Below are 22,660 nucleotides of genomic sequence, written 5' to 3'. Positions count from 1 at the left end.
TTCGGAATATTGTATTATTCAGTATGATAGGATTTTGTGCGAATCTGTTTGCACAAGATCTAAAACAGCATCGATGGGAAAACCGAATTCTTATTGTAAAAACTACGTATCCTGAATCCAAACAGTTCCAAGCCCAACTCAATCAAATTAAAAATGTAGCAAGCGAATTGATAGAGCGTAAATTTGTACTGTATACAATCATTGAAGAGGATTTTACATTCATAAATTATAAAAATCTAACGCTTAATAACGTTGGGAAACTGCACGGGAAGCTTGCAAAAATTGTCAATAATAAAAGCGAGTTTGAAGTTATTCTTATAGGCTTGGATGGTGGCGTGAAGCTACAGCAAAACAATGTATTGACTAAAACGAAACTCTTCAATAAAGTAGATTCCATGCCAATGCGTAGAAGCGAAATGAGAAGGAAGAAAAATGATGAATAGTGAATGCTGTAGTTTGAATATTTATAAGTTTAGGATGTACGTTTGAAATTAAAATAGGAGAAATATTTTCCAGTACCACTAAAGCGAAGCTACCCAATACCCAAACTAATAACTCTTCAAGGTCAATCCAAACGTTAAAAATTGATCCTCTTGCTTCTGATCATTAATTACAACACTTTCAAACGTATGTAAATAATTCACTTTAAAGTTTAAAAACTTCCAAATAGGCAGTTCGACACCAATATCGGCTTGCCAACGAAAATTATTACTATAACGGAAAGAAGGTTGAAAATAGCTTTCATGACTCAGAATAACTTTGTCTTTGAACAAATGATATTTTCCATTGATCCAAATGGTACCTCGAAGCGTATTAATGGTTCCACTGTTGTCAAATTCATCATAATTGAAATCAGCCATAGAGAAACGGGTATATTCATACTCGCTAGTTAGCGAAACTTTTAGCCAATGTTTTTTGTGTGTTAGAATTTGATAGGTAAATCCACCACCAACAAGATAACGCAGATCAATTTCTCTGCGGAAATTCGTACTTACAAAAGCCAATGCTAACGGATAAAATTTTCGTTCTGGATTTAGATACAAAAAATTAAGACTCAAAATATCTTCATCCGCTTTTTCTTTGCCAAACTCTTGATACACATAGGAGTTTTTTGTTTTAAAAACCCATTTTCGAAACGGTGTAAAGGCTACTTCCGATTTGGCTCTAAAAATAAACGTATCTACATTTCCGCCTTGCCAAAATCCAGTCAAAGATAAATCAGCTTTTAACTTTAGTGAATCACTTTCATTAATTTGTGCAGTAAGGAATAGCGGGAAAAACAGTAAACAATACAGTATCTTCTTCATGTCAATCTTGTACTAAAATTTAGATCTCAAAAACGGTCGAAATATACTAACATTTTCTTAGATAGGCTGTTATCTTACAAATGTTAATTAACATATTTAGTTACAAGATTAACAAAGTTATAACAAGAATGCAAAATTTGAAATTTACCCCACAAAAACCTAATTAACACCTAAGATTATGAAATCAAAAACTACCTTTATGGGAAGCATATCCTTATTTATATGCATGCTTTTTGCAACGACTTCTTTTGCACAACTCAACATACCTCGCGGAAGTCAAAAAGCCACCGTTTCTCAAACAGTTGGAATATCTGAAGTTTCAGTTACGTACTCAAGACCGAGTGTTCGCGGACGTGAAATTTGGGGAAAATTGGTTCCTTATGGACTCACTAACCTTGGATTTGGAACATCAAAAGCAGCTCCTTGGCGTGCAGGTGCCAATGAAAATACCCACAATTACATTTAGCGATGATGCTACTGTAGAAGGAAAAGCTATCAAAGCTGGATCGTACGGATTACAAATGATTGTCAGAGATAATGGAAATGTAACCGTTATTTTTTCTAGTAATAGTACCTCATGGGGAAGCTATTTTTACAAACCATCAGAAGATGTGTTACAAGTAGATGTAACTTCAAAAGAAATTCCTCATGTAGAATTATTAACATATAACTTTGTAAGTGTTGATGCAAATTCTGCAACCTTAGCTTTGCAATGGGGAAAGAAAGAAATTCCTTTTAAAGTAGGCTTTGACGTAACAAATATTGTATTTACAGATATTCGTAATAAAATGCAAGATCAGCCAGGATTTCAACGTCAAACTTGGGAACAAGCTGCAAACTATGCTCTAAATAATGGAGGCAATTTAGACGAGGCATTGACTTGGATTAACAGTGCTATTTCTGGACAATTTTTCAGTAAGAGAACTTTTGCCAATTCACAAATAAAGGCAGCAATATTGATGAAGCAAAACAAGAAAACAGAAGCTTTAGCAGCAATGGATGAAGTATTACCTACTGCAACTGTCTTTGAAATTCATCAATATGGACGTCAATTAATTGGACAGGGAATGAACGATAAAGCGATGGAAGTTTTTGAATACAATACTAAAAAGAACAAAGGAACATGGCCAGTACATTACGGATTAGCAAGAGCTTATTCTGCAAAAGGAGATCATAAATCTGCAGCAAAGCACTTGAAAAAAGCCTTAGCAAATCCACCAAATGAAGCAAGCAAAGGCAGAGTTCAAGCCAATTTAGATAAAGCTAATAAAGGAGAGAGTATCAACTAAATATATACAATAAGACACAAAAAAATTGCTATGTGAATGAGAATCAATCACCGTCATTCATCACATAAAAAAAGCGCTTACACTAAACGCAATCAAAGTGAAGTGAATCTAAAATTATACATGTTGATCCATCAAAATGACATTACCATCCGGATCTTTAATGACAAAACTTGCAGGTCCAGAAGCACTTTCGTCGGCCTCTGTTGAAAATTCGAAGTTTTTACTTTTCAGTTCTTTCTGAATCTCTCTAATATCTGTAAACGATTCCATAGGTTGTGCATCTTGTGTCCAACCAGGATTAAAGGTTAAAATATTATCTTCAAACATTCCTTGAAAAAGTCCAATGACAATTTGCTCATTTTTCATAATCAACCAATTCTGATTGATATCTCCATGGAACGTTGAAAAACCAAGATTTTCATAAAAAGCTTTAGAAGTATGAATGTCTTTTACAGCAAGACTCACCGAAAATGCACCTAATTTCATATTATTATTATTTTGATTGATTTATGTTCAAGACTGATTTAAATGTACGATTTTTTGTTAAAATCATCATTATAAAAAAACTCCTTCTGTTTTTGCAAAAGGAGTTTAAATTTTCCTAATAGGAAAACGAAACACAAATGATAATAATTTAAATTATATCAGAAACGACTGAGAAACTAATCTATTTTCAAAAGTGTTAAATCAGTTTTTTCTTTATTAAGTAATTCATTTTGTATGGCCATGTCATATGGACTTTCATTAAAGTTCGTGCGTATATTTTTATCAGCACCATAGGCTAATAGTATTGATATCAACTTGGTGTCTTTGGCTTTCATGGCTGCTAAATGTAATGGACTCAAATTGATATCATTTTTTTGATTCAAATCAACTCCAAGGTCAATGGCTTTTTTCAAAAGAAAAGAATCATTTTCCTCAATGGCTATATGTGCTAATGTGTTACCATCTTTATAAGTTTTAGAATTATATACGCCTTTAGTTTTTAATATCTCTATAATATGTTTTGAAGCTTCTTCTTTGCGAGAATTGTACGATTTAAAGGCATAATGCATCAAATCGTTTCCTTGATTATCTTTTATATTATAGTCAGCACCATTTGCTATTAAAAAGTCAAAATTATCTTTGGCGTTTCTTTTAACAGCCATTGTCAATGCTGATTCCCCTTTATGATTACGATGGTTTATTTGATTTGTTCTGGATATTATTTTTTCTAAATTATTTTTAGATCCAACAGCTGCATTTATAAGGGCAGTATTACCATTTTCATCAATTTGGTTTACAGATACACCATTTGCCAAAAAAAAATCTAATAATTCAGGCTTAGCTCTTCTAACTGCAAGATGTAATGGTGTTTTTCCTTCCCAATTTACAACATCAATTTCTAGTTTTAACTCTTCTGATAAGTATTTAAAAGTTTCAAGCTGTAAAGTTCTACGTCTCATTCCATATGTTGCAAACAATAATGCATTTTCTCCTTTAGTATTTACATAATCATGTGCTACACCTTTTTCTTTCCAAAATTTCATAGCATTAATATCTCCTCCACGCGCTGCATAGAAAAAGAGATTATTTCCGTTTGTATCTTTCACATCTAGAGGAACATTTTTATTGATGAAATATTTAAAAATAGTATGATCTTTTAATGTAGAACCAGATAACAACAATAGCGCATTTGCTCCAGATTCATTGGTATAATCAATTGGAATTCCTTGCGCTAGAATTAATTCGTACACTTCAGGGTTTTCTACACCACCAACAGCGGCCATCAAAAGCATATTTGTTCCTCTTGAAGTTGTAAAGCTTGAATCTGCTCCTAAACTCAATAAGTGACGCATGATATCTTGATTCCCTTTATACGAAGCCCATAATAAATAAGTTATACCACCATGCGTAGGTTTAGAAACTGAATTTCCTTCTATAGTCAACAAATACTTTATGCTTTCTACAGGAGCATTATCCATAATAGCATAGGATACCGCATCAAAAGAAAAACGATCTTTTTCTGTAGGATCATTTCCTTTTTTAATGTTTTGTTTGATTTCTGAAACACTTGGTTTGGATTTCCAGAATTCACGTTTCAAAAAGATATTTTCTTCTTGTGCATTCACAAACAAAATAGAAAAAAGAAAAAAGAGTGATAGTATAAGTCTCATGGTTGGTTGGTTTTTATTTTTTGTCAAAAATTGTCTTTAAATAGCATTGATTCCTGTAATGTCTCTTCCTGTAATTAGTAAATGCATTTCATGGGTTCCTTGATAGGTAATTAGTGTTTCCAGATTCATCAGATGTCGCATGATGGGATAATCATTTGTAATTCCCATTCCACCTAAAATTTGTCTAGCTTCTTTAGCAACAAACTGCGCCATTTCTACATTGCTACGTTTCGCCATGGAAATCTGTTGATAATTTACTTTATTATTATCCATCAATGTACCCAATTGATAACAAAGCAATTGCGCTTTTGTAATTTCGGTAATCATTTCTGCTAGTTTCTTTTGAATAAGTTGTTTACTAGCAATAGGATTTCCAAATTGAATGCGTTGTTGCGAATAAAGCAACGCTGTTTCATAACAGTCAATGGCAATGCCAATACTTCCCCAAGCTACAGCATATCTACCAATATTTAAACACTCATAGGCATCGCTAATACTGTTGTTTTTTGGTAAAATTTGTGATTTAGAAATTTCAGATTCGGAAAAAATAAGCTCTCCTGTTTTTGATGCTCGGAATGACCATTTATCTTCAATTAGAGAAGAATTAAAATTTGATATTTTATCAGTTTCAACAATAATTCCACGTACGTTAGATTTTTCATCTTTCGCCGATACAATGGCTATATCACAGGCAGTAGAATTCCCGATCCACATTTTACTTCCATTCAAAATTATTTTATCGTCTACTTCTCGAAAATGGCAATGCATCCCTGCTGTATTTGAACCAAAATTAGGCTCAGTAAGTCCGAAAGCTCCTAAATATTCTCCTGTTGCTAATTTGGGAAGATATTTTTCCTTTTGCTCTTCAGAACCAAAAGTCATAATAGCATACATGACTAATGAAGTTTGTATGGAACTCATTACTCTTACCGAAGTATCTCCACGTTCTAATTCTTGCATCATTAATCCATAAGAAACATAATCTGCTCCCATACCTCCATATTTTTCTGGAATGATTAAACCGAAAGCTCCAATTCTGGAAAGTTCATCTACTATATTAGGTATGGGCTTAGATTTTTGAAAGCATTTTTGAATTTGTGGAGTTACATAACGGTTAACCCATTCTCTTGTAGACTCCTGAATTAATTTTTGCTCTTCAGTGTATTGGAATGCAATATTATAGTAATCAGTAGTCATAATCTCTAATTAATAGTTAATGGTAAGACATTTAAATTAATTTGTTTCAATGACACAAAAGTAGTTATTTAAAATAAATCTAAATAAAAATAATGATTTAAAAATTATTTTATTTACAATTACCAGTGTTTAACATACTTTATCAATCATTGTTAATAACAGTGTTAAAAATTAGTCTTACGCCTTTCAAAAATTTATAATAAAAAGTATCAAATTTGCCTATTTAGAATTAATCTAAATAAATCACATCATGAGCGTCAAATATATTATAAAACGAGATTTTAGTAAAAAACCATTCAATTTAGAAAAGATTACCCAAGCAATAGAAAAAGCAATGAGAGCTGTAGATCAAGGCACTACAGATGATGCTCAAAATATTTCCATGATTGTATTCAAAGAGTTAGTTGACTTAGATGATCATGACTCTGATTATATCCCTACTGTAGAAAAAGTACAGGATATTGTAGAATCCAAATTAATGGAGAGTAAGTTTACAGAAGTCGCAAAGGCATACATTCTTTACAGAAATAAAAGAGCCCAAGAGCGAAAAGGTAATATTTTTGAAAAGCGTATCAATTTAAAACCTTATGAATATCCTCAATTGTATGAATATGTGCCTGCTATTCGCCACTCATACTGGATTCATACAGAATTTAATTTTACAAGTGATATTCAAGACTTCAAATCTCGTCTCACAGCTATTGAAAGAAATACCATAAAAAATACAATGCTTGCTATTTCACAGATAGAAGTAGCTGTAAAAACATTTTGGGGCGATTTGTACCATAGAATGCCCAAACCCGAAATTGGTGCAGTAGGAGCTACTTTTGCAGAAAGTGAAGTACGTCATGCAGATGCATACTCTCATTTATTGGAAATTTTAGGACTCAATTCTGAATTTAAAGTACTAAAAAAGAAACCTGTGATTATGAAACGGGTACAGTATTTAGAAGCAGCTTTACGTAATTCCAAAAATGAAGATGACAAAAAATATGCAGAATCAATTTTATTATTTTCCCTATTTATAGAACATGTATCCCTATTTTCTCAGTTCCTAATCATTATGGCTTTTAATAAGCATAAAAATATGCTAAAAGGAATTTCTAATGTAGTTGAAGCAACTTCGAAAGAAGAACAAATACATGGAGATTTCGGAATTGATTTAATTAAAATTTTACAAGAAGAACATCCAGAATGGTTCACCACTGAATACCATGCAAAAATCCAAGAAATGTGCATAAATGCATACGAATCTGAATACCAACTCCTCAATTGGATATTTGAAGATGGTGAACTAGACTTTTTACCTAAAACTGTCATTGCAGAATTTTTAAAACATCGTTTTAACAAATCATTAGAAAGCATAGGTATTAAGAAAGTTTTTAATATCGACAATGAATTAGTAGCTCAAACAGAATGGTTTGATGATGAAATTATCGGTACTAAACATGGTGACTTTTTTGTAAAGCGCTCTATTAATTACAGTAAAAGAACACAAAGTATCACAAGCGACGATCTTTTTTAAACTATGCAGAAAAACAAACTTAAAAACCTAGAACAAGTAACAGAAAACTCGTATGAAGACACATTAGTCAATGCGCGCAAAAAAGCTTTAACTAAAGCAAATTCATCAGATAACACTGATTTTTATTGGCTCAATGAAAATAGTCATAAATTTTTAGAAGCAGGTTATTTAACAGAAGGCGTAACCCCAAAAATACGTATCAAAGAAATTGCACAAACAGCTGAAAATATTTTACAAATCTCAGGATATGCTGATAAGTTTTATAAGTATATGTCCGAAGGATATTTTTCTTTGGCTTCACCAGTTTGGTCCAACTTTGGAAAAAAACGAGGGTTGCCAGTGAGCTGTTTTGGGTCGCATATAGATGATGATATTGGAAATATACTTTATACACAATCTGAAGTTGGAATGATGTCAAAACTTGGAGGTGGAACTTCAGGCTATTTTGGAAAAATTCGTCATAGAGGAGCGCCTATAAAAAATAATGGAGAAGCTTCGGGAGCTGTACATATTATGCGCCTTTTTGAATCTATGGTTGATGTCGTAAGTCAAGGCTCAGTTCGTAGAGGTAGATTTTCTCCGTATTTACCTATTGATCATCCAGATATTATGGAGTTTTTAAAAATTGGAACTGAAGGAAACCCTATTCAAGAACTCACCCATGGAGTTACTGTTTCCAACCAATGGATGCAAGAAATGATTGATGGTGATGTAAGTAAACGAACTGTTTGGGCAAAAGTATTGCAAAGTAGAGGCGAAATGGGATATCCGTATGTATTCTTCTCAGACAATGCCAATAATAATGCAGCAGATGTGTACAAGGATAAAAATCATCCTATTTATGCAAGTAATCTTTGTACAGAAATTATGTTGCCTTCTAATGATGATTGGTCATTTGTATGTGTATTATCAAGCATTAATGTTTTGCACTATGATAAGTGGAAAAATACAGATGCAGTAGAAACTATGATTTATTTTTTAGATGCAGTAATTACAGAATTTATAGAAAAACTGGAAAGCTACAGAGACTCTGTAAACCGAGATGATCGTCAGACATTCTTATTCATGGAACGTGCTTATAATTTTGCAAAAGAAAATAGAGCTCTTGGATTAGGCGTGTTAGGTTGGCATTCATTGCTACAATCAAAAATGCTTTCTTTTGATAGTCAAGAAGCATATAATTTGAATACTGAAATTTTTAAGACCATACAAGATCGCTCATACAAAGCTTCAGAGGAATTGGCTGTACGTTTTGGAGAACCTAAAGTGTTAAAAGGATATGGAAGAAGAAATACAACACTAAATGCGGTAGCGCCTACAACTTCTTCTGCCTTTATCTTAGGGCAGGTTTCTCAAGGTATTGAACCAATTTGGTCTAATATTTACGTAAAAGATATTGCTAAAATAAAGACGACTATCAAGAATCCATTTCTTCAAAAATTGCTAGAAGAAAAAGACATGGATACTCCAGAAGTTTGGCGCAATATAAGAGATCATGATGGATCTGTTCAACATCTAGATTTCTTATCATATCAAGAGAAAGAAGTATTTAAAACATATTCAGAAATTAACCAAATGGATATTATTTATCAAGCGGCTAACAGACAATATCATATTGATCAAGGACAATCTGTAAACATTATCATTCATCCTGATATGCCAACCAAAGAGATTAATAAAATACACATTACTGCCTGGAAATTAGGCTTAAAATCATTGTATTATCAACATAGTATGAATGCAGCACAAAAATTCAGACAAAAGAAAGAATGTACTAGTTGTGAAGCATAAAACAATCTAAAAAATATGGATAATTTAACTTTTATATTAATATTCGGACTAATATTTTTAATATTATTTATCTTATTCTTATCGATTTTTATTGCTTACATAAAGATGAATAAAAAAGACTAGATTAATTTTATGATATAGAGATTATTACTTGTTTTAATATTATTCTTTGCACACTACATTGTTAGTGTTGCTATAGAAACGGATATTAAAACAAGTAGTTTTTTTAAGGGTCGAAGCATGTCCACATTTCGACTCCGCTCAATGTGTCAATTTTCTTAAAATCTAAAGATAAAGAGTGTCTAAAATTATCTAACTAATATAATTCCAAATATTCTTATGCTTTACCAATTGAGCAAAGGTATAACGAACAGCTTTATGTTCTGGAAGTGCTAAATTTGGATCGGCTTTTAAAACTTGTAAGGCAAAATAACGAGCCGTTTTTAAAATGTCATTGTCTTTAACGATATCGGCAATTTTTAAATTTAACACACCACTTTGCTGAGTTCCCATAATATTTCCCGGACCGCGAAGTTTTAAATCAACTTCTGCAATTTCAAAACCATCGCTAGTTTGTACCATAGTTTCCAAACGTGTTTTTCCATCAGCACTTAATTTGTGACTTGTCATTAAAATACAAAAACTCTGTTCGGCACCACGACCTACACGACCGCGTAGCTGATGCAATTGTGATAAACCAAAACGTTCGGCACTTTCAATAATCATCACAGAAGCATTGGGCACATTTACACCAACTTCAATTACCGTTGTAGCTACCATAATTTGGGTTTCACCTTTAATAAAACGATTCATTTCAAAATCTTTATCCGCAGGTTTCATTTTTCCATGAACAATCGAAATTTGATAATCTGGCATTGGAAATTCTCTTGCAACACTTTCGTAACCGTCCATTAAATCTTTATAATCCAATTGTTCCGATTCTTGAATTAATGGATATACAATATAAATCTGTCGTCCTTTGGCAATTTCATCACGAATAAATCGAAACACTTTTAAACGATTGCTATCATAGCGATGTACAGTTTTAATAGCTTTTCTGCCAGGCGGCAATTCATCAATCACAGAAACATCCAAATCACCATACAAACTCATGGCAAGCGTTCTTGGGATTGGAGTAGCTGTCATTACTAAAATATGTGGTGGCACTGTGTTTTTTCTCCATAATTTGGCACGTTGTGCTACACCAAAACGATGCTGCTCATCAATAATGGCTAAACCAAGATTTTTAAATAGAACTTTATCTTCTAAAATGGCATGTGTTCCTATCAGAATGTCTAATGAACCATCTTCTAGCATTTCGTGAATCACACGTCGCTCTTTAGCTTTTGTAGAACCTGTCAATAGCTTTATGTTTAATCCTAAAGGTTCTACTAATTCCACGATACCATTATAATGTTGAATCGCTAAAATCTCGGTAGGCGCCATAATGCAGGCTTGAAACTCGTTATCAATTGCTAATAACATAGACATTAATGCAACAATCGTTTTTCCAGAACCTACATCACCTTGTAACAAACGATTCATTTGTGCATTACTTCCTAAATCGTTTCGAATTTCTTTAATTACGCGTTTTTGCGCATTGGTTAAATCGAAAGGCAAATGGTTTTTGTAAAACTCATTAAACTTTTCACCAACTTGATTAAATGGAAAACCTTTAATTTTACTTTTATGGATGAGGTTTTTGGTGATGAGTTGTATTTGAATGTAAAATAACTCTTCAAACTTTAAACGATATTGTGCTTTTGCTAGTAATTCTTGATTTTTTGGAAAGTGAATATTGAATAAAGCTTCACTTTTAGAAATCAATTTCAGTTCGTTTAAGATGGTAGGAGGTAAGGTTTCATAAAATTGTGTACGCGATTCTATAAACAGTTGCTGCATCAACTTATTGACGACTCTATTGGTAATGCCTATATTGTTTAACTTTTCTGTAGAAGGATACACAGGTTGCATGGCTGTTCGTAAGCTTTGTTCATGCTCTTTTAACAGTTCCATTTCTGGATGTGGCATGGAGAATGTACCGTTGTACCAATTGGTTTTTCCAAAAATTACATACGGTGTATTTAGTTTTAAGCTATCCTTAATCCATCTATGACCGCGAAACCAAACCAATTCCATTTCGGCGGTTCCGTCCGTAAAAGTTGCTACCAAACGTTTTCCACGTTTTTGTTGTACCATTTTGATATGGACAATCTTCCCGACAACTTGTACTTCCGAAGAATTTCGTTGCAACTCATTGATCTTAAAATAACGTGTTTTATCGATGTATCTATTTGGAAAGAGGTTGATAAAATCCTGATAAGTGTGTATTCCTAACTCTTTACGGAGCAAATCGGCACGGTTGGGCCCAACGCCTTTTAGGTAATCGATAGGAGTTTGTAATACATTCGGATTCATTAACTCAAAAATAGGTCTTTTGATTGAAGAATTAAAAAATTATACGATTGAAAGAGTAAACTGCTGAATTTTTGAAAGTTAGCAAGGTATTCATAGTTTTTTTTAGTAACACGTACTAATACCTATGCACTATACAATTCTAACGATTTTGCTAAACAGGGTAATTCTTACCTTAATAAATACTGTGATTGGTGAGACATTTGTAATGTAATCAAAAACAAATAATTCAATAGAGTAGCTACCAAATATTTGATTACAAAGGCGTAACCCGAAAAGCCATTTTTTAATAGAGTAGGAATTATAAAATTTAGATATCATGTCAACATTAATCATTAGAGGTACTATGGGAAGTACTGTAAACTTAAATTCGCCAATCGTTAATTTCAATTTAACTGCTGATCCAGAAACACGTAAAGTTCACGGAAGTGTCGAAATTACCTTAGGAAATCCTGAAGATAAGCCATATAGAGGAAACATAACAGGAACTTTATATGCTACAGGTTTTAAGCAGTTTGTGAAAGTGATTTCTTTACAAGGTTATATTCCATCAAACAATCCTTTTACACCTATTGAGTTTGGTTTCAATGCAAATATGGGTTTAGAAGCAGATGGTCAAGGAGTTGGAGGATTTAACTTTAAAGGACAACATTATGAAGAACTACCAATAACTTATAAAGTAGAAAATTAGTGCGTATTAATTATCAAAAAACCAATATCATGTTTTACTTTACAACATGATATTGGTTTTTTATTTTTATATATTTTAGTTATTCATCTTTTACTTTTCCAAACCAAACAACGGCATAGTTTTTATACATGCCAACTCCTATAGCATTCCATGAGTTTTTCCATTTTCCTATGTTGAGAATTACTTTGTTATGCGCACTGCTTTTTTTCCATCCTTCTAAAGTATCTTCTGCGTTCACCATATACCGTTTACTAGTACTACCATACGCAATTTCAAAGCCATGACCTTGATAGGAAGTTAATTCGCGTGGTTTGTTCCACATACAAGCTGCTTTTTTATGATCGCGCGTGTAGCAACAAGCTGTCCAATTTCCTTTATCTGACCAACTGTGCATGTTGCATGTTTTTCCTTTGTTAGGATTGTTGTTATGTAAATCTTTTACATGGGTTTGTGCCACAAAGGTCAAAGATTTAGATAATGGAATAGGAGGTAAATTGTTTTCCTTTCGATATTCCATTAGTAAATCGTACAGTTTTTGTTCTTCTTGAGTTAATTTTTGGGCAGATACGCCAAATGTAATAAAACAAACAATTAATGCTAACATGCTATTTTTCATAAGTTTCACGATTTAAATGGATCCTACAAAAACAAACAGCATATCAAAAATAATATTGTTTCTAGTGGATTATTTCTTAAAAAGACTCGCTACAAATAATACAACAGAAGCTCCAATGGCACCTTTTAAAATATCTGCAAGAATACTATTAATGCTATTAAACCAATCAATATTTAGTTCTTTGAATAACCAACCAGCAACAACGCCACCAATAATACCTAATATAATATTCAATAAAACTCCAAATCCGCCACCTCTCATTAATTTTCCTGCAAGCCAACCTGCAACTGCACCGACTAATAAAGAATAGAGTAATCCCATAATTAAAAATTATTAAGTTGATTTTAAAGATTGAAAAATCATACTTAAGTATGTATGTGTTAAATGATTTTAATCTTTAAATAAGTTGTCTAAATTTTAATAACTGCCGTTCCTTTATAGTAACATCGGTCATAGAAATTGATAAATATTGTAGAGCAGTCCGATTGTTTTCTTCTTCACCTGAAAAACCGATAGAGAGAATAGACTCGATAATAAAATATTTCCAAAATCATTATACGCTTTTTGAAATGTATAAATTTTATTCAACGCTTGAATTTTTTCCACAGTATACTCATTGACCAATCCAGTTTGTGCTACAGTTTCAAAAGCGCTTCTTGATAGTATTAAAACATTGATGCCTCTAAACATTTTTGGGAGTTTATGACGTTTAACTTTTAGATAATAACGCGAGCCATCTCTAAGTAATTCATGATATTCAATAACTTTTGCAATTCTATCATGGTTATTTTGAATCTCTGTACGTATGTTTTCACTGAGCGTATCGGTTTTTTGTTTTTGTTGTTTGCTTTCGGACCAAGAGGTATTTTCTACTTTAAGGTGATTTGCCAAATTGGAGGTATACTTTATTTTTTAATCGCAATGGTTTTAAAGCTATTTTCTTCATGATATATTGTAGTTTTAATGTTTATGATCATGACGAAAATAGAGAATCAAAAGAGTGGAGGTGTAAGGGAAAGCCGTAATTGAAATATTTGAAAGCAGTCTTCAACAGAAGTAATGAAGCTTTGTAGTTACTTTTCTTATTTTAAATCAACAGTTATACGTTGTATATTACTAAAAGGTTCATAGTCTTCCATATACTGTAAAATATCGAAGGCAATTGCAGATTTTCCCTTTTTAATTTCTGTATTCACAACATTTTCTATGAATTTGATTCCCAGTGCACCAATAGCATAATAATCAAATAGAATAACATCGTATTTAAGAAAATTTGCTTTTATAATTAAAGCTCTTTTCTTTATGTGGTCCAAGTAGTGAAATCTATCCTCAAAATTGACTTCTATTTCTTCAATAGCCTGAATAGCTAAATATTTATCCAGTTTCATCACTCGTAATAAATAGCGCTCAACGGTTAATGGATAAAGCTTTTCTATTAAACTATTTGAACTAAAATTTTTTGCCCAAGGTACATGATCTTTGTTTTGAAAATGATTGATAATTCTCAGTTTTAAATCTTTATGAACGTCTTTTTTTATCAAATTTGGAATATATAAACGTACTAGTTTTCCTTTTGTAAGTACAATTTCAGGAATTTGAATTCCTTCTATTTTAAAGGGTTTAGAGTGAAAAGTGATTTCTGACATTTACATTTTTAAGTTTAGTTCTGGGGGATCTAATAATCTAAGTTAGTCTAAAATCTAATTAAACCAAACGGCATAGCCTTTTCTACGCAATTCTAAAGCAAGAATTCGTTCCATTTGCTCTGCTTGATGTCGCGTTGGTAATGGATCAATATGATTGTATAAACTCGGACGTAAATAGGAACCGTATTTTTGAACAATGCTAGAAGAAAGTTTGTGTCCCTTTTTATTACGATATCCTGTTTTGTGTTGTATAAAGCGTTCTTTCGGAGTCTTACTCGTCATTCCTACATACAAACATTCCAACACACCGTTAAACTGCGGATTTGCCAAGCGAAATTTGGTATTCTCAGTAAATATTTTTTTAGAAAGTTCTATGACATATACACGGTATTCTATCCTTGGCATATTTTTTTAGTTATGAGTTATGAGTTAATAGTATTTAGAATATTTGTAAGTGCATTGAGCGGAGCGGAAATGCAAGCTATAATTCCATAGATAATATCGCTAAACAAATTTTAATTCCTTGTGTAATATTTCCAATGCGAATGTTCTCGTTTGGATTGTGTTGATTGTTGTCCATATTTACCATCGGAACAATAATTGCAGGAATGTTTAATACTTGTATAGCAGGTGTAATAGGAACAGTTCCACCCATTGTACGAATCATGATAGGATCGTTCCCAAATTCACTAGAAATGGTTTTCCGCAATTTTGTACCAATAAACGAATTGATATCAGTTCGGAAAGCATTGACACCAGCATTTGATGTGAAGGTTGCGATTTTGCCATGTTTCAAACGTTCTGCATCTGTTGGTTTGCGATCTAGTATCAAATACCCTTGATTTTCTATGTGTTTTTTAATTTTGACTAATTGTGCTTGTCCATCGGTTTCTTTCACCAAACGTACATCCAAATAAGCAGTGACAACTTCCGGAATAATCGTTTTTAAACCAGGACCTTTCCAAGAAGTTTCTATATGACGGATATTTAACGAAGGATATTGCAAGGCTTCTTGATAGGTTTTGCCCACATTATCTGCAATATGAATACCTAAATTTTCTTGAATTTTACGATTGTCATCTGGAACTTGCGCTAACAATTTTTGTGTTTCAGCATCTAAGGTAATTCCATCATAAAAACCATCAATGATCACTTTTCCAGTATGATCTTTCATGCTTGCTAGTAGATGCGATATTTTAAATACTGGATTTGGTGCATAATTTCCAAAATGTCCACTATGTTGCGGTAATTTTGCTCCGTAAATGCTAATATTGCAGGTAGCGATGCCACGACAGCCAAAAGTCAATGTTGGTTTGTTGGTAGGATGTGCAGGTCCATCCATAATAATCATATAATCGGCAGCATAACGATCCTTATATTTTTTAAGTGTACTCAAAAAACCTCTTGAACGGGGTTCTTCTTGTAAATCCAGAATGATTTTTACATTGTATTTTAGCTTTTGTTGTTGCTTTTGCATAAAATCTAATGCAGTCAACATCATAATAATTGGCGCTTTATCATCCGCTGCGGCACGACCAAATATTCGCCAATCAGGATTGATTTTTCCATCTATATATGACCAATCAATAATTTCCCAATTGCCATCAGAATTTTGTTTTTTTAAGACAGGTTGAAACGGATCTTTTTGTTGCCATTTCTCTGGATTCACAGCTTGACCATCCAAATGCAAATAGAATAATATTGTTTTTGCTTTTGGATTGACTTGCTTCTCTGCAAAGAAAACAGGCAATGTTGAGGTTTGTAAGATGGAAACTTTAAAGTCTAGTTTTTCAAACGCACTGGTAACCCAATCAACATTTTTCATCATATTAGGTTCATCGGAAGCCACATTCGGAATACTAACAAGTTCACGATGTTTTTTAAGAATGGAAGGAAGTTTTTGCTGAATTTTAGCATCCCAATTGGTTTGGGAAAATACATTGCTTACTAGCAAGAAGCTAAATAGTAAAATTGAAGTTTTGAGTCGGTTTTTCATAATTATCCATAAAGATAATCTTAATTTGCGATTTGTGATCTCAGATAGATAATTTTCTAAAAACAAGATTTACAGCACATACTTCTCAAAAATATGCTCCAATTCCTGTTGTGGATTATCAGTCAAACCTGCATGTGTAGACGAACATAAAATCATGGTACTTTTGGATGCTGCTAACCAACGGAAACGATCTGCCATTTCAAAGGTTCCTATTTTCCCACCATGTGGCGCACCTTTACAAATATTGTTCCAAGCATTTAAGTATTCGTTAAGCTCATCCTGCGTGATTTCGCATGAAAATGCTGCCAATTTTTTAGCATCTACATGATATTTTAATGCCAGAAACTTTTTTCGTTTTGAGAATACAATTACGCCAATATTAAAGAATTCTTCACGCTCCACTTTGGGCATAAATCGTATCATAGCATATTCAAAGGTCACTTTATCTTGCATTTTCCGCTTCTTTTATGAGTGAATCAATCATGGCTAATTTCGCTTTTAAATACGTTTTGTAGGCTTGTCGCATTTCATCAGGAGACAAGTCATCAGCTTCGTGCTGCAACCAGTCTTCAGGAATTGTATGAATGATTTCTGCTAGTTTTTCATCCGTAATTAGTTTCTGAAACTCAACAGCAACTTCTTTGAGTTTCGTAGCTTGTGGCAGTAACACATGATCTTTAATTAACGGAAATGTTCGTGTCAAATGATTTTCCCAAGTTGCCCAATTGTGATGAAAGTAGAAGCTTGCGCCATTATCAATTACCCATAATTCATTATTCCAATGTAGTAAATTGGTGTTTTTCACGGTTCTATCAATATTACTAATAATACTGTCTAATAAAACCACTTTCGAAGCAGTGACGGCATCTACCGAAGTTACTAAAGGATCAAACGTAATGGCACTTGATAAAAAATGTAAGCCCAAATTGAGTCCGACACTAAATTTGAGCAAATCCTGAATTTCCTCGTCTGGTTCTGTTTTACTAAAAGAATCATCTAAATTCATAAAAACGAGTTCAGGAATCTTTAAGCCAAAAGCACGCGCTAATTCGCCACCAATCAATTCAGCAATCAGTGCTTTTTTTCCTTGTCCTGCGCCTCTAAATTTAAGCACATACAAAAAATCATCATCCGCTTTTACAATAGCTGGAAGCGATCCGCCTTCACGTAACGGTTTTATGTATTGAACCACATTTACGGTTCTAATATCAAGTGTATTCATTGTCGCGAAGATATAGAAAGTTCAGCATTCATAACAAATACATGGCAACAGTTTTATCTTAGGTATATTGTAAATTCAGTTGCATTTACAATTCTGTCTGTTTGTAGAATTCTACTCTGTTATTAGTAAAAATATATACATCTCCTTTTATTGCTTCTTTTTTTAAGCGCAAAGAGTCAAAAGAAGAACCGCGGAGATTTACGGTATGTCTCTTTCCATTGGGTGAAATTTTTAACACTTCACAACTTTCAGTAGATAACATATAGTCAACGGAGAAATTTTCTAGAATTGTATATGCTCTTTTCATGGAGGTGAATTTTTCCAATGTCATATTGTTGAAATCTCCATCGTCATTTGTTAAAACAGTCATTTTTGGTTTTGGAAATGGAATCACTCTAAAAGAAAGTTCTTTTACTACATTTTACTTTCAAGCTTAATAGTTGTTTTATATTCGAAATCGATCAATACGGTAAGAACAGATTTTTTAACCTCCAGAATTTCGCCATTTGAAATTGATATTTTATACTTTTCTAAATCAATATCTTTAAAGTAAATCATATTGGGAACATCGTGGTATAACAAATTCTACATTTTTGTAGTTCCAATTATCTGTTGCGCTTTCAAGGAATTCACAAGTGAAAAAACAATAAACATTGAAGAGAAAAGTTTCATTTGAAAAGGAAGTTTAGTTGTTAGTGACAAAGGCATAAACATTTTGGGACTAGAATATTCTTTTCAACTTAGTGTAATTATTTATCTTTGAACATTATGAAGAAAATTCTTGGTTTTTTATTGCTAATCATCGGAGCATATATTGCTGTAACGCTTTTTATAAAAGTACCTTCAACTATTGAAAAGCTTAAAGATACATCGAAGATAGAAGCCGAAGATCCTAATGGTTATTTACTAGGAATCTTCATTGGCGGCGTATTGCTATTAATTATTGGGATGATGGCTATTTATTTTGGAGTTCAGTTGATAAAAAAAGCAAAAATAGAAGCTGCTCAAGCAAAGGCGAATAAAGTTGTAAATACTGATAAAAAAACTACAAATTTGACCGAAAAGAAATAGCTTATTCTTTCGTTTTTGAAAGACGAATAATTTCTTTCATGTAGGTTTCGATACTAATCTCATTTTGTATGGCGCTGAAATGTCATTATTAAAATATTGCTGACGTACAAGCATATTGATAAAAATACGATCTTCTACCAACTTAAAGTTTTCTTTACTTTTTAAATTTAAAAGATTACCGTGATTTATGATGTATGGTTCAATTGTATTTGAACAAAGTGTGATGTCAATATTTACACGTTCAGAATAATTTGTTAAAACATCTTTCCAAGAAACCAAATATTTACGGAGTGTATTGTTTTGAATTAAATTAATATCTCCTGAACTTATCAACGATTCTACAACTCCATTAGATGGATAATACGCATAAACGTCAGAAACACCTTGTACATAACGATATACAGAATCTCTTCACGCAGGAATGTGCATTTTATCCAGATTTTTGAAAACAACTTGTCCAGCATTAAAGGTATTTAACTGTGCTTTTTTTATGGGAGGAAACATGGCTAAGTTCTTTGAAAACTCACTGTTTAGTTGGTTTAAAATGACTTTTTATTTGCTTCGATTTTTGCGATTTTAATTCCAAGTATTTACTTGTAAAGCCAATAATATTCCGACCATTACCAGAATAATTTCGCCAAGTGCATATTATAAGATACTTACGAATATTATTTTCCCGTAAGCTTTTATGGCGTTTATTTCTGAATAAGTTGATGATTGCGTTTGTTTTACTAGCTTTATAATAGCATTAGTAGAAAAAAAGAAAAACGTTACTCTGTTTCGTTTAAGAATTCTAAAGCATTTTCAAAATAATCTTCCAAATTGTCAAAAGGTTCTTCTCCCGGAAACCAAGAAGCAAATTTCCAATAACGCCAATGTTTATTCTCTTCACTTGGCGGAATAATCAGAAACTGTTGTTCTTCTTCAAATCCAGCAATTAAAATACTTTGCGTCAATACATGTGCAATATCTTCGTTTCCCGTTTCTTTCCAAATTTGTATGAGTTCAGCATCCTTATTTTTTAAATAATCAATATATGCCACCGTATGAAAAGTAGGTTCAATATCACTAAAGGCATGAAAACCATTTGCGATAGCTAAGAATTCTTTATAATCTTCTGGTAAAGTAACTTGCAATCGTTCTTCTGCTTGTTGAATAGCATCCGTTGTTGCAGGTTCGTTTCCAAACCATTTGGATTGTAATTGTTCTTCAGGATAGTGGAATTCATCCAATCGAATCATTTCTAATGAAATAGCTTCTAAAATTGTTTTCATATTGTTGTCAGATAACAAGACTTTCAATATACTAATTAAAAGGGAATTTTAAAAAACGGAAGTTATCACAATCAGCACAAGAAATGTTAACTTTAATAAAAGAAACGACAAATGAAGAATAATCTGTTTATTTTTATGCCTTAAAAATTAAATCCGTGCTTAAAACAATCTCACACAACCACATTTTTACTCTTCTCATTTTTTGTTTTACAATACCAATGCTTGCTCAATATCAGGTAGAAGGAACCGTTATTGATGCTTCGACAAATATTCCATTAGCCAATGCTGTTGTGACTGATGTTGGCACCAAAACAGAAGTTAAAACGAATTCTAAAGGAAAGTTTATAATAGAAGGAGTTTCACTGGTACCGCGAATTCGTATTTCATTAGAAGGTTATTATGCAAAACTCGTTTTTGATATTAAAGAAAATCCTATTGTTGCGTTACATCCTAAAACGAATGAGTTAGATCAAGTTGTTATAAACGGAATTACCATTCAACAAAAACTACAACAAACTGCTGAAGCCGTGAGTATTGTTCCTAAAAGTGAAATTTACAGTGAAAACACAGTACAATTAGCACCAATACTAAATAGAGTTCCTGGTGTTTTTATGCAAAGTGGTTCGCTCAATACCAATAGAATTACCATAAGAGGAATTGGCGCACGAAGTCCATTTTCTACAGCAAACATTCGTGCGTATTATGCAGATATTCCGCTAACAGATGGAAATGGTGAATCAGCCATTGAAGATCTGGAACTCGCTGCCATTTCACGTATGGAAATACACAAAGGACCTTCTTCTAGTAGTTATGGCGTTGGTTTGGGAGGAACAATTTTATTATATCCTGAATATGCAAAGTTTAATGAAACCAATGCTAATTTGTTTACAACTGTAGGAAGTTATGGTTTGTTCAGAACTGTTGCTAAAGTGGCACACGGCGGCAAAAAAGCAAATGTAAATGTAATTTATAGCAATACACATTCCGATGGATATCGTGATAATAACTCTTTAGACAAAGCTACGGCAACGATTACCTCTAATTGGTTGGTTGATGATAAGAATGAATTGACATTTATTGGAAACTACACAAGCCTCAAAGCATTTATTCCGAGTTCATTGAACAGAGAAGATTTTGAAAATTCACCAAGAAACGCTGCAACTTTTTGGCAACGTGCGCGTGGATTTGAAGATTTTAAGAAAACACTTTTTGGTGTAAATTGGAGTCATGATTTTAATGAAACGTACACACAAAAAACAAGTGTATTTACTAGTTTTAATAACAATTACGAACCAAGACCTTTCAATATTTTAGAAGAAGAAGCCATGACATTTGGAGTTCGTACGCGTTTACTTGCTACTAAAAACTTTGAAAACAGTTCCTTAAAATGGTCTGTTGGAGGCGAATTGTTCTTTGATGATTACAATGCAAAACAATTTGACAATCTATACCAAGATTTCCCTGAAGGAACAGGAAGTATAGCTGGAGATATTTTGTCAAATCTTGATGAGAATCGAAACTATTTCAACCTTTTTGCAGAAGCAATTTATACAGTAAAGAAATTATCTTTTAGTGTTGGATTACACATAAATCAAACCAAATATAAAGTACAAGATCAATTGAATACTTCAAGTAATGAAGAAGATTTTACTTTTGATGCAATTGTGTCTCCTAAGTTTGGTGTTAACTATGAAATTTCTAACAATTTCAATCTATTTGCAAGTGCGGCACATGGTTTTTCAACACCAACTACAGAAGAAACCTTATTGCCAGATGGTGTATTCAATCCAGAGATAAAGGCAGAACGTGGTTGGAATTTTGAAATTGGTTCTCGCTTTCACACCAAAAATAGAAAATTATCAGGATCTGTTTCTATTTACACGATGGCAGTCAGCGATTTATTAGTCAATAGAAGAACAGCAACGGATCAAAATATCACGCTCAATGCAGGAAAGACAACACATAATGGAATAGAAGCAGCATTGCAGTATCAACTATTTAAAAGTAATACATTTTACATCAACTCGTATGCAAATGCAAGCATCAACGATTTTAGTTTCAAAGAATTTACGGAAACAAATGCAAACTTTTCTGGGAATGACCTTACGGGAGTTCCAAAATCTGTTGTAAATTTGGGTGTTGAAGCCACAAGTAATACTGGGTTTTATGGACGACTCGATTTTCAGGCAGTAGGAGAAATGCCTGCCAATGACGAAAACACTCTATACAGCGATGCTTTTGAATTGTTAAATGGTAAAATTGGCTATTCCAATACTATTGGAAGCCGATTTAGCTATGATCTATCCATAGGAGCCAACAATATATTTGATACAGCATACGCTTCACAATTACAAGTAAATGCGTTTGGAAACGACACCAATGCACGTTATTTTTATCCTGGATTGCCGTTCAATATGTACGGCGTCGTTCAACTCAACTATAAATTATAAAATCGCAAACCAAC

The 22,660-nt window shown here is 32.7% G+C and carries 24 protein-coding genes; 8 read left to right on the top strand and 16 right to left on the bottom strand.

Going from position 1 to position 22,660, the window contains the following annotated elements; translation table 11 throughout:
• The first annotated feature begins 23 nt into the window (after positions 1-23).
• Positions 24-443, top strand: a complete 420-nt coding sequence (locus tag MK119_RS03880; RefSeq protein WP_290671081.1) for a DUF4174 domain-containing protein — start codon at positions 24-26, stop codon at positions 441-443.
• A 105-nt stretch (positions 444-548) separates the two neighbouring features.
• Here MK119_RS03880 and MK119_RS03875 read toward each other — a convergent pair whose 3' ends face one another.
• Positions 549-1,307: a DUF481 domain-containing protein gene (locus MK119_RS03875; protein WP_290671079.1), complete on the bottom strand. Its 759-nt coding sequence runs from the start codon at positions 1,305-1,307 to the stop codon at positions 549-551.
• Positions 1,308-1,485: 178 nt separating this feature from the next.
• Here MK119_RS03875 and MK119_RS03870 point away from each other — a divergent pair, with 178 nt between their 5' ends.
• Together MK119_RS03870 and MK119_RS03865 are read left to right on the top strand one after the other, a co-directional pair.
• Complete coding sequence (locus MK119_RS03870) at positions 1,486-1,773, top strand: DUF2911 domain-containing protein (protein ID WP_290671077.1); 288 nt, start codon at positions 1,486-1,488, stop codon at positions 1,771-1,773.
• Positions 1,688-2,596 carry a DUF2911 domain-containing protein gene (locus tag MK119_RS03865; RefSeq protein ID WP_290671075.1) on the top strand — a complete coding sequence of 303 codons (909 nt, stop codon included), beginning with the start codon at positions 1,688-1,690 and terminating at the stop codon, positions 2,594-2,596. Before MK119_RS03870 ends, MK119_RS03865 begins: the two co-directional genes overlap by 86 nt.
• A 114-nt stretch (positions 2,597-2,710) precedes the next feature.
• Here the strand turns inward: MK119_RS03865 and MK119_RS03860 are convergent, their stop codons facing one another.
• The 3 genes from MK119_RS03860 to MK119_RS03850 all read right to left on the bottom strand — a co-directional run bounded on the left by MK119_RS03860 (position 2,711) and on the right by MK119_RS03850 (position 5,949).
• Positions 2,711-3,082 (bottom strand): VOC family protein, encoded by a 372-nt coding sequence (locus MK119_RS03860; RefSeq protein WP_290671074.1) that lies wholly within the window; start codon positions 3,080-3,082, stop codon positions 2,711-2,713.
• A gap of 176 nt (positions 3,083-3,258) precedes the next feature.
• Positions 3,259-4,752, bottom strand: coding sequence for an ankyrin repeat domain-containing protein (locus MK119_RS03855; protein ID WP_290671072.1), 1,494 nt, complete (start codon positions 4,750-4,752; stop codon positions 3,259-3,261).
• Between the two features lie 36 nt (positions 4,753-4,788).
• On the bottom strand, positions 4,789-5,949 hold the full coding sequence (locus MK119_RS03850) for an acyl-CoA dehydrogenase family protein (protein WP_290671071.1): 1,161 nt from the start codon (positions 5,947-5,949) through the stop codon (positions 4,789-4,791).
• A gap of 250 nt (positions 5,950-6,199) precedes the next feature.
• On the opposite strand from MK119_RS03850, the gene MK119_RS03845 reads away from it, so the two are divergent.
• Both MK119_RS03845 and MK119_RS03840 read left to right on the top strand, forming a co-directional pair.
• Positions 6,200-7,474, top strand: coding sequence for a ribonucleotide-diphosphate reductase subunit beta (locus tag MK119_RS03845; protein ID WP_290671069.1), 1,275 nt, complete (start codon positions 6,200-6,202; stop codon positions 7,472-7,474).
• Between the two features lie 3 nt (positions 7,475-7,477).
• Positions 7,478-9,265, top strand: a complete 1,788-nt coding sequence (locus MK119_RS03840) for a ribonucleoside-diphosphate reductase subunit alpha (protein WP_290671067.1) — start codon at positions 7,478-7,480, stop codon at positions 9,263-9,265.
• Between the two features lie 312 nt (positions 9,266-9,577).
• Here the strand turns inward: MK119_RS03840 and recG are convergent, their stop codons facing one another.
• Complete coding sequence (gene recG / locus MK119_RS03835) at positions 9,578-11,683, bottom strand: ATP-dependent DNA helicase RecG (RefSeq protein WP_290671066.1); 2,106 nt, start codon at positions 11,681-11,683, stop codon at positions 9,578-9,580.
• A 316-nt stretch (positions 11,684-11,999) separates the two neighbouring features.
• Here recG and MK119_RS03830 point away from each other — a divergent pair, with 316 nt between their 5' ends.
• Positions 12,000-12,371 carry a DUF1842 domain-containing protein gene (locus MK119_RS03830; protein ID WP_290671064.1) on the top strand — a complete coding sequence of 124 codons (372 nt, stop codon included), beginning with the start codon at positions 12,000-12,002 and terminating at the stop codon, positions 12,369-12,371.
• 79 nt (positions 12,372-12,450) lie between these two features.
• Here the strand turns inward: MK119_RS03830 and MK119_RS03825 are convergent, their stop codons facing one another.
• The 9 genes from MK119_RS03825 to MK119_RS03785 all read right to left on the bottom strand — a co-directional run bounded on the left by MK119_RS03825 (position 12,451) and on the right by MK119_RS03785 (position 18,221).
• A complete protein-coding gene (locus MK119_RS03825) occupies positions 12,451-12,987 on the bottom strand; it encodes a CAP domain-containing protein (protein ID WP_290671062.1) in 537 nt (178 codons plus the stop codon).
• Positions 12,988-13,056: 69 nt separating this feature from the next.
• Entirely contained in the window at positions 13,057-13,308 is a 252-nt protein-coding gene (locus tag MK119_RS03820; protein ID WP_290671060.1) for a GlsB/YeaQ/YmgE family stress response membrane protein, read from the bottom strand.
• Positions 13,309-13,437: 129 nt separating this feature from the next.
• Positions 13,438-13,878, bottom strand: coding sequence for a hypothetical protein (locus MK119_RS03815; RefSeq protein WP_290671059.1), 441 nt, complete (start codon positions 13,876-13,878; stop codon positions 13,438-13,440).
• A 191-nt stretch (positions 13,879-14,069) separates the two neighbouring features.
• A complete protein-coding gene (locus MK119_RS03810; RefSeq protein WP_290671057.1) occupies positions 14,070-14,633 on the bottom strand; it encodes a hypothetical protein in 564 nt (187 codons plus the stop codon).
• Between the two features lie 54 nt (positions 14,634-14,687).
• The gene (locus MK119_RS03805; RefSeq protein WP_290671055.1) at positions 14,688-15,038 is read right to left on the bottom strand and encodes a ribose-5-phosphate isomerase; all 351 of its coding nucleotides are present in this window, start codon (positions 15,036-15,038) and stop codon (positions 14,688-14,690) included.
• A 76-nt stretch (positions 15,039-15,114) separates the two neighbouring features.
• Positions 15,115-16,629 carry a M20/M25/M40 family metallo-hydrolase gene (locus MK119_RS03800; protein ID WP_290671053.1) on the bottom strand — a complete coding sequence of 505 codons (1,515 nt, stop codon included), beginning with the start codon at positions 16,627-16,629 and terminating at the stop codon, positions 15,115-15,117.
• Between the two features lie 69 nt (positions 16,630-16,698).
• The gene (locus MK119_RS03795; RefSeq protein WP_290671051.1) at positions 16,699-17,082 is read right to left on the bottom strand and encodes a DUF3037 domain-containing protein; all 384 of its coding nucleotides are present in this window, start codon (positions 17,080-17,082) and stop codon (positions 16,699-16,701) included.
• Positions 17,072-17,851 carry a HipA family kinase gene (locus MK119_RS03790; protein WP_290671050.1) on the bottom strand — a complete coding sequence of 260 codons (780 nt, stop codon included), beginning with the start codon at positions 17,849-17,851 and terminating at the stop codon, positions 17,072-17,074. The genes MK119_RS03795 and MK119_RS03790 overlap by 11 nt, the downstream gene beginning before the upstream one ends.
• 85 nt (positions 17,852-17,936) lie before the next feature.
• Complete coding sequence (locus MK119_RS03785; protein ID WP_290671048.1) at positions 17,937-18,221, bottom strand: hypothetical protein; 285 nt, start codon at positions 18,219-18,221, stop codon at positions 17,937-17,939.
• 398 nt (positions 18,222-18,619) lie between these two features.
• Here MK119_RS03785 and MK119_RS03780 point away from each other — a divergent pair, with 398 nt between their 5' ends.
• Positions 18,620-18,922 carry a hypothetical protein gene (locus MK119_RS03780; protein WP_290671047.1) on the top strand — a complete coding sequence of 101 codons (303 nt, stop codon included), beginning with the start codon at positions 18,620-18,622 and terminating at the stop codon, positions 18,920-18,922.
• Positions 18,923-18,958: 36 nt separating this feature from the next.
• Here the strand turns inward: MK119_RS03780 and MK119_RS03775 are convergent, their stop codons facing one another.
• Entirely contained in the window at positions 18,959-19,255 is a 297-nt protein-coding gene (locus MK119_RS03775) for a hypothetical protein (protein WP_290671045.1), read from the bottom strand.
• A 437-nt stretch (positions 19,256-19,692) separates the two neighbouring features.
• Positions 19,693-20,196, bottom strand: a complete 504-nt coding sequence (locus MK119_RS03770; protein ID WP_290671043.1) for an SMI1/KNR4 family protein — start codon at positions 20,194-20,196, stop codon at positions 19,693-19,695.
• A 218-nt stretch (positions 20,197-20,414) separates the two neighbouring features.
• Between MK119_RS03770 and MK119_RS03765 the strand changes: the two genes are divergently transcribed.
• Positions 20,415-22,646 carry a TonB-dependent receptor gene (locus MK119_RS03765; RefSeq protein WP_290671041.1) on the top strand — a complete coding sequence of 744 codons (2,232 nt, stop codon included), beginning with the start codon at positions 20,415-20,417 and terminating at the stop codon, positions 22,644-22,646.
• The last annotated feature ends 14 nt before the right edge of the window (positions 22,647-22,660 follow it).

The sequence above is a fragment of the Kordia sp. genome (genome assembly GCF_022447245.1).
In the GTDB taxonomy this organism is placed as follows: domain Bacteria; phylum Bacteroidota; class Bacteroidia; order Flavobacteriales; family Flavobacteriaceae; genus Kordia.
The sequence above is the reverse complement of the archived record's forward strand: the minus strand, read 5'-3'. Positions and strand labels throughout refer to the sequence as shown.

Bases quoted from the DNA above. Each gene is read 5' to 3' on its own strand.
- MK119_RS03875 (WP_290671079.1), bottom strand. From the start codon at position 1,307: ATGAAGAAGATACTGTATTGTTTACTGTTTTTCCCGCTATTCCTTACT.
- recG (WP_290671066.1), bottom strand. From the start codon at position 11,683: ATGAATCCGAATGTATTACAAACTCCTATCGATTACCTAAAAGGCGTT.
- MK119_RS03845 (WP_290671069.1), top strand. From the start codon at position 6,200: ATGAGCGTCAAATATATTATAAAACGAGATTTTAGTAAAAAACCATTC.
- MK119_RS03790 (WP_290671050.1), bottom strand. From the start codon at position 17,851: ATGAATACACTTGATATTAGAACCGTAAATGTGGTTCAATACATAAAA.
- MK119_RS03840 (WP_290671067.1), top strand. From the start codon at position 7,478: ATGCAGAAAAACAAACTTAAAAACCTAGAACAAGTAACAGAAAACTCG.
- MK119_RS03765 (WP_290671041.1), top strand. From the start codon at position 20,415: ATGCTTGCTCAATATCAGGTAGAAGGAACCGTTATTGATGCTTCGACA.
- MK119_RS03855 (WP_290671072.1), bottom strand. From the start codon at position 4,752: ATGAGACTTATACTATCACTCTTTTTTCTTTTTTCTATTTTGTTTGTG.
- MK119_RS03800 (WP_290671053.1), bottom strand. From the start codon at position 16,629: ATGAAAAACCGACTCAAAACTTCAATTTTACTATTTAGCTTCTTGCTA.
- MK119_RS03865 (WP_290671075.1), top strand. From the start codon at position 1,688: ATGGACTCACTAACCTTGGATTTGGAACATCAAAAGCAGCTCCTTGGC.
- MK119_RS03825 (WP_290671062.1), bottom strand. From the start codon at position 12,987: ATGAAAAATAGCATGTTAGCATTAATTGTTTGTTTTATTACATTTGGC.
- MK119_RS03850 (WP_290671071.1), bottom strand. From the start codon at position 5,949: ATGACTACTGATTACTATAATATTGCATTCCAATACACTGAAGAGCAA.
- MK119_RS03810 (WP_290671057.1), bottom strand. From the start codon at position 14,633: ATGTCAGAAATCACTTTTCACTCTAAACCCTTTAAAATAGAAGGAATT.
- MK119_RS03830 (WP_290671064.1), top strand. From the start codon at position 12,000: ATGTCAACATTAATCATTAGAGGTACTATGGGAAGTACTGTAAACTTA.
- MK119_RS03780 (WP_290671047.1), top strand. From the start codon at position 18,620: ATGAAGAAAATTCTTGGTTTTTTATTGCTAATCATCGGAGCATATATT.
- MK119_RS03805 (WP_290671055.1), bottom strand. From the start codon at position 15,038: ATGCCAAGGATAGAATACCGTGTATATGTCATAGAACTTTCTAAAAAA.
- MK119_RS03870 (WP_290671077.1), top strand. From the start codon at position 1,486: ATGAAATCAAAAACTACCTTTATGGGAAGCATATCCTTATTTATATGC.
- MK119_RS03880 (WP_290671081.1), top strand. From the start codon at position 24: ATGATAGGATTTTGTGCGAATCTGTTTGCACAAGATCTAAAACAGCAT.
- MK119_RS03860 (WP_290671074.1), bottom strand. From the start codon at position 3,082: ATGAAATTAGGTGCATTTTCGGTGAGTCTTGCTGTAAAAGACATTCAT.
- MK119_RS03795 (WP_290671051.1), bottom strand. From the start codon at position 17,082: ATGCAAGATAAAGTGACCTTTGAATATGCTATGATACGATTTATGCCC.
- MK119_RS03785 (WP_290671048.1), bottom strand. From the start codon at position 18,221: ATGACTGTTTTAACAAATGACGATGGAGATTTCAACAATATGACATTG.
- MK119_RS03820 (WP_290671060.1), bottom strand. From the start codon at position 13,308: ATGGGATTACTCTATTCTTTATTAGTCGGTGCAGTTGCAGGTTGGCTT.
- MK119_RS03770 (WP_290671043.1), bottom strand. From the start codon at position 20,196: ATGAAAACAATTTTAGAAGCTATTTCATTAGAAATGATTCGATTGGAT.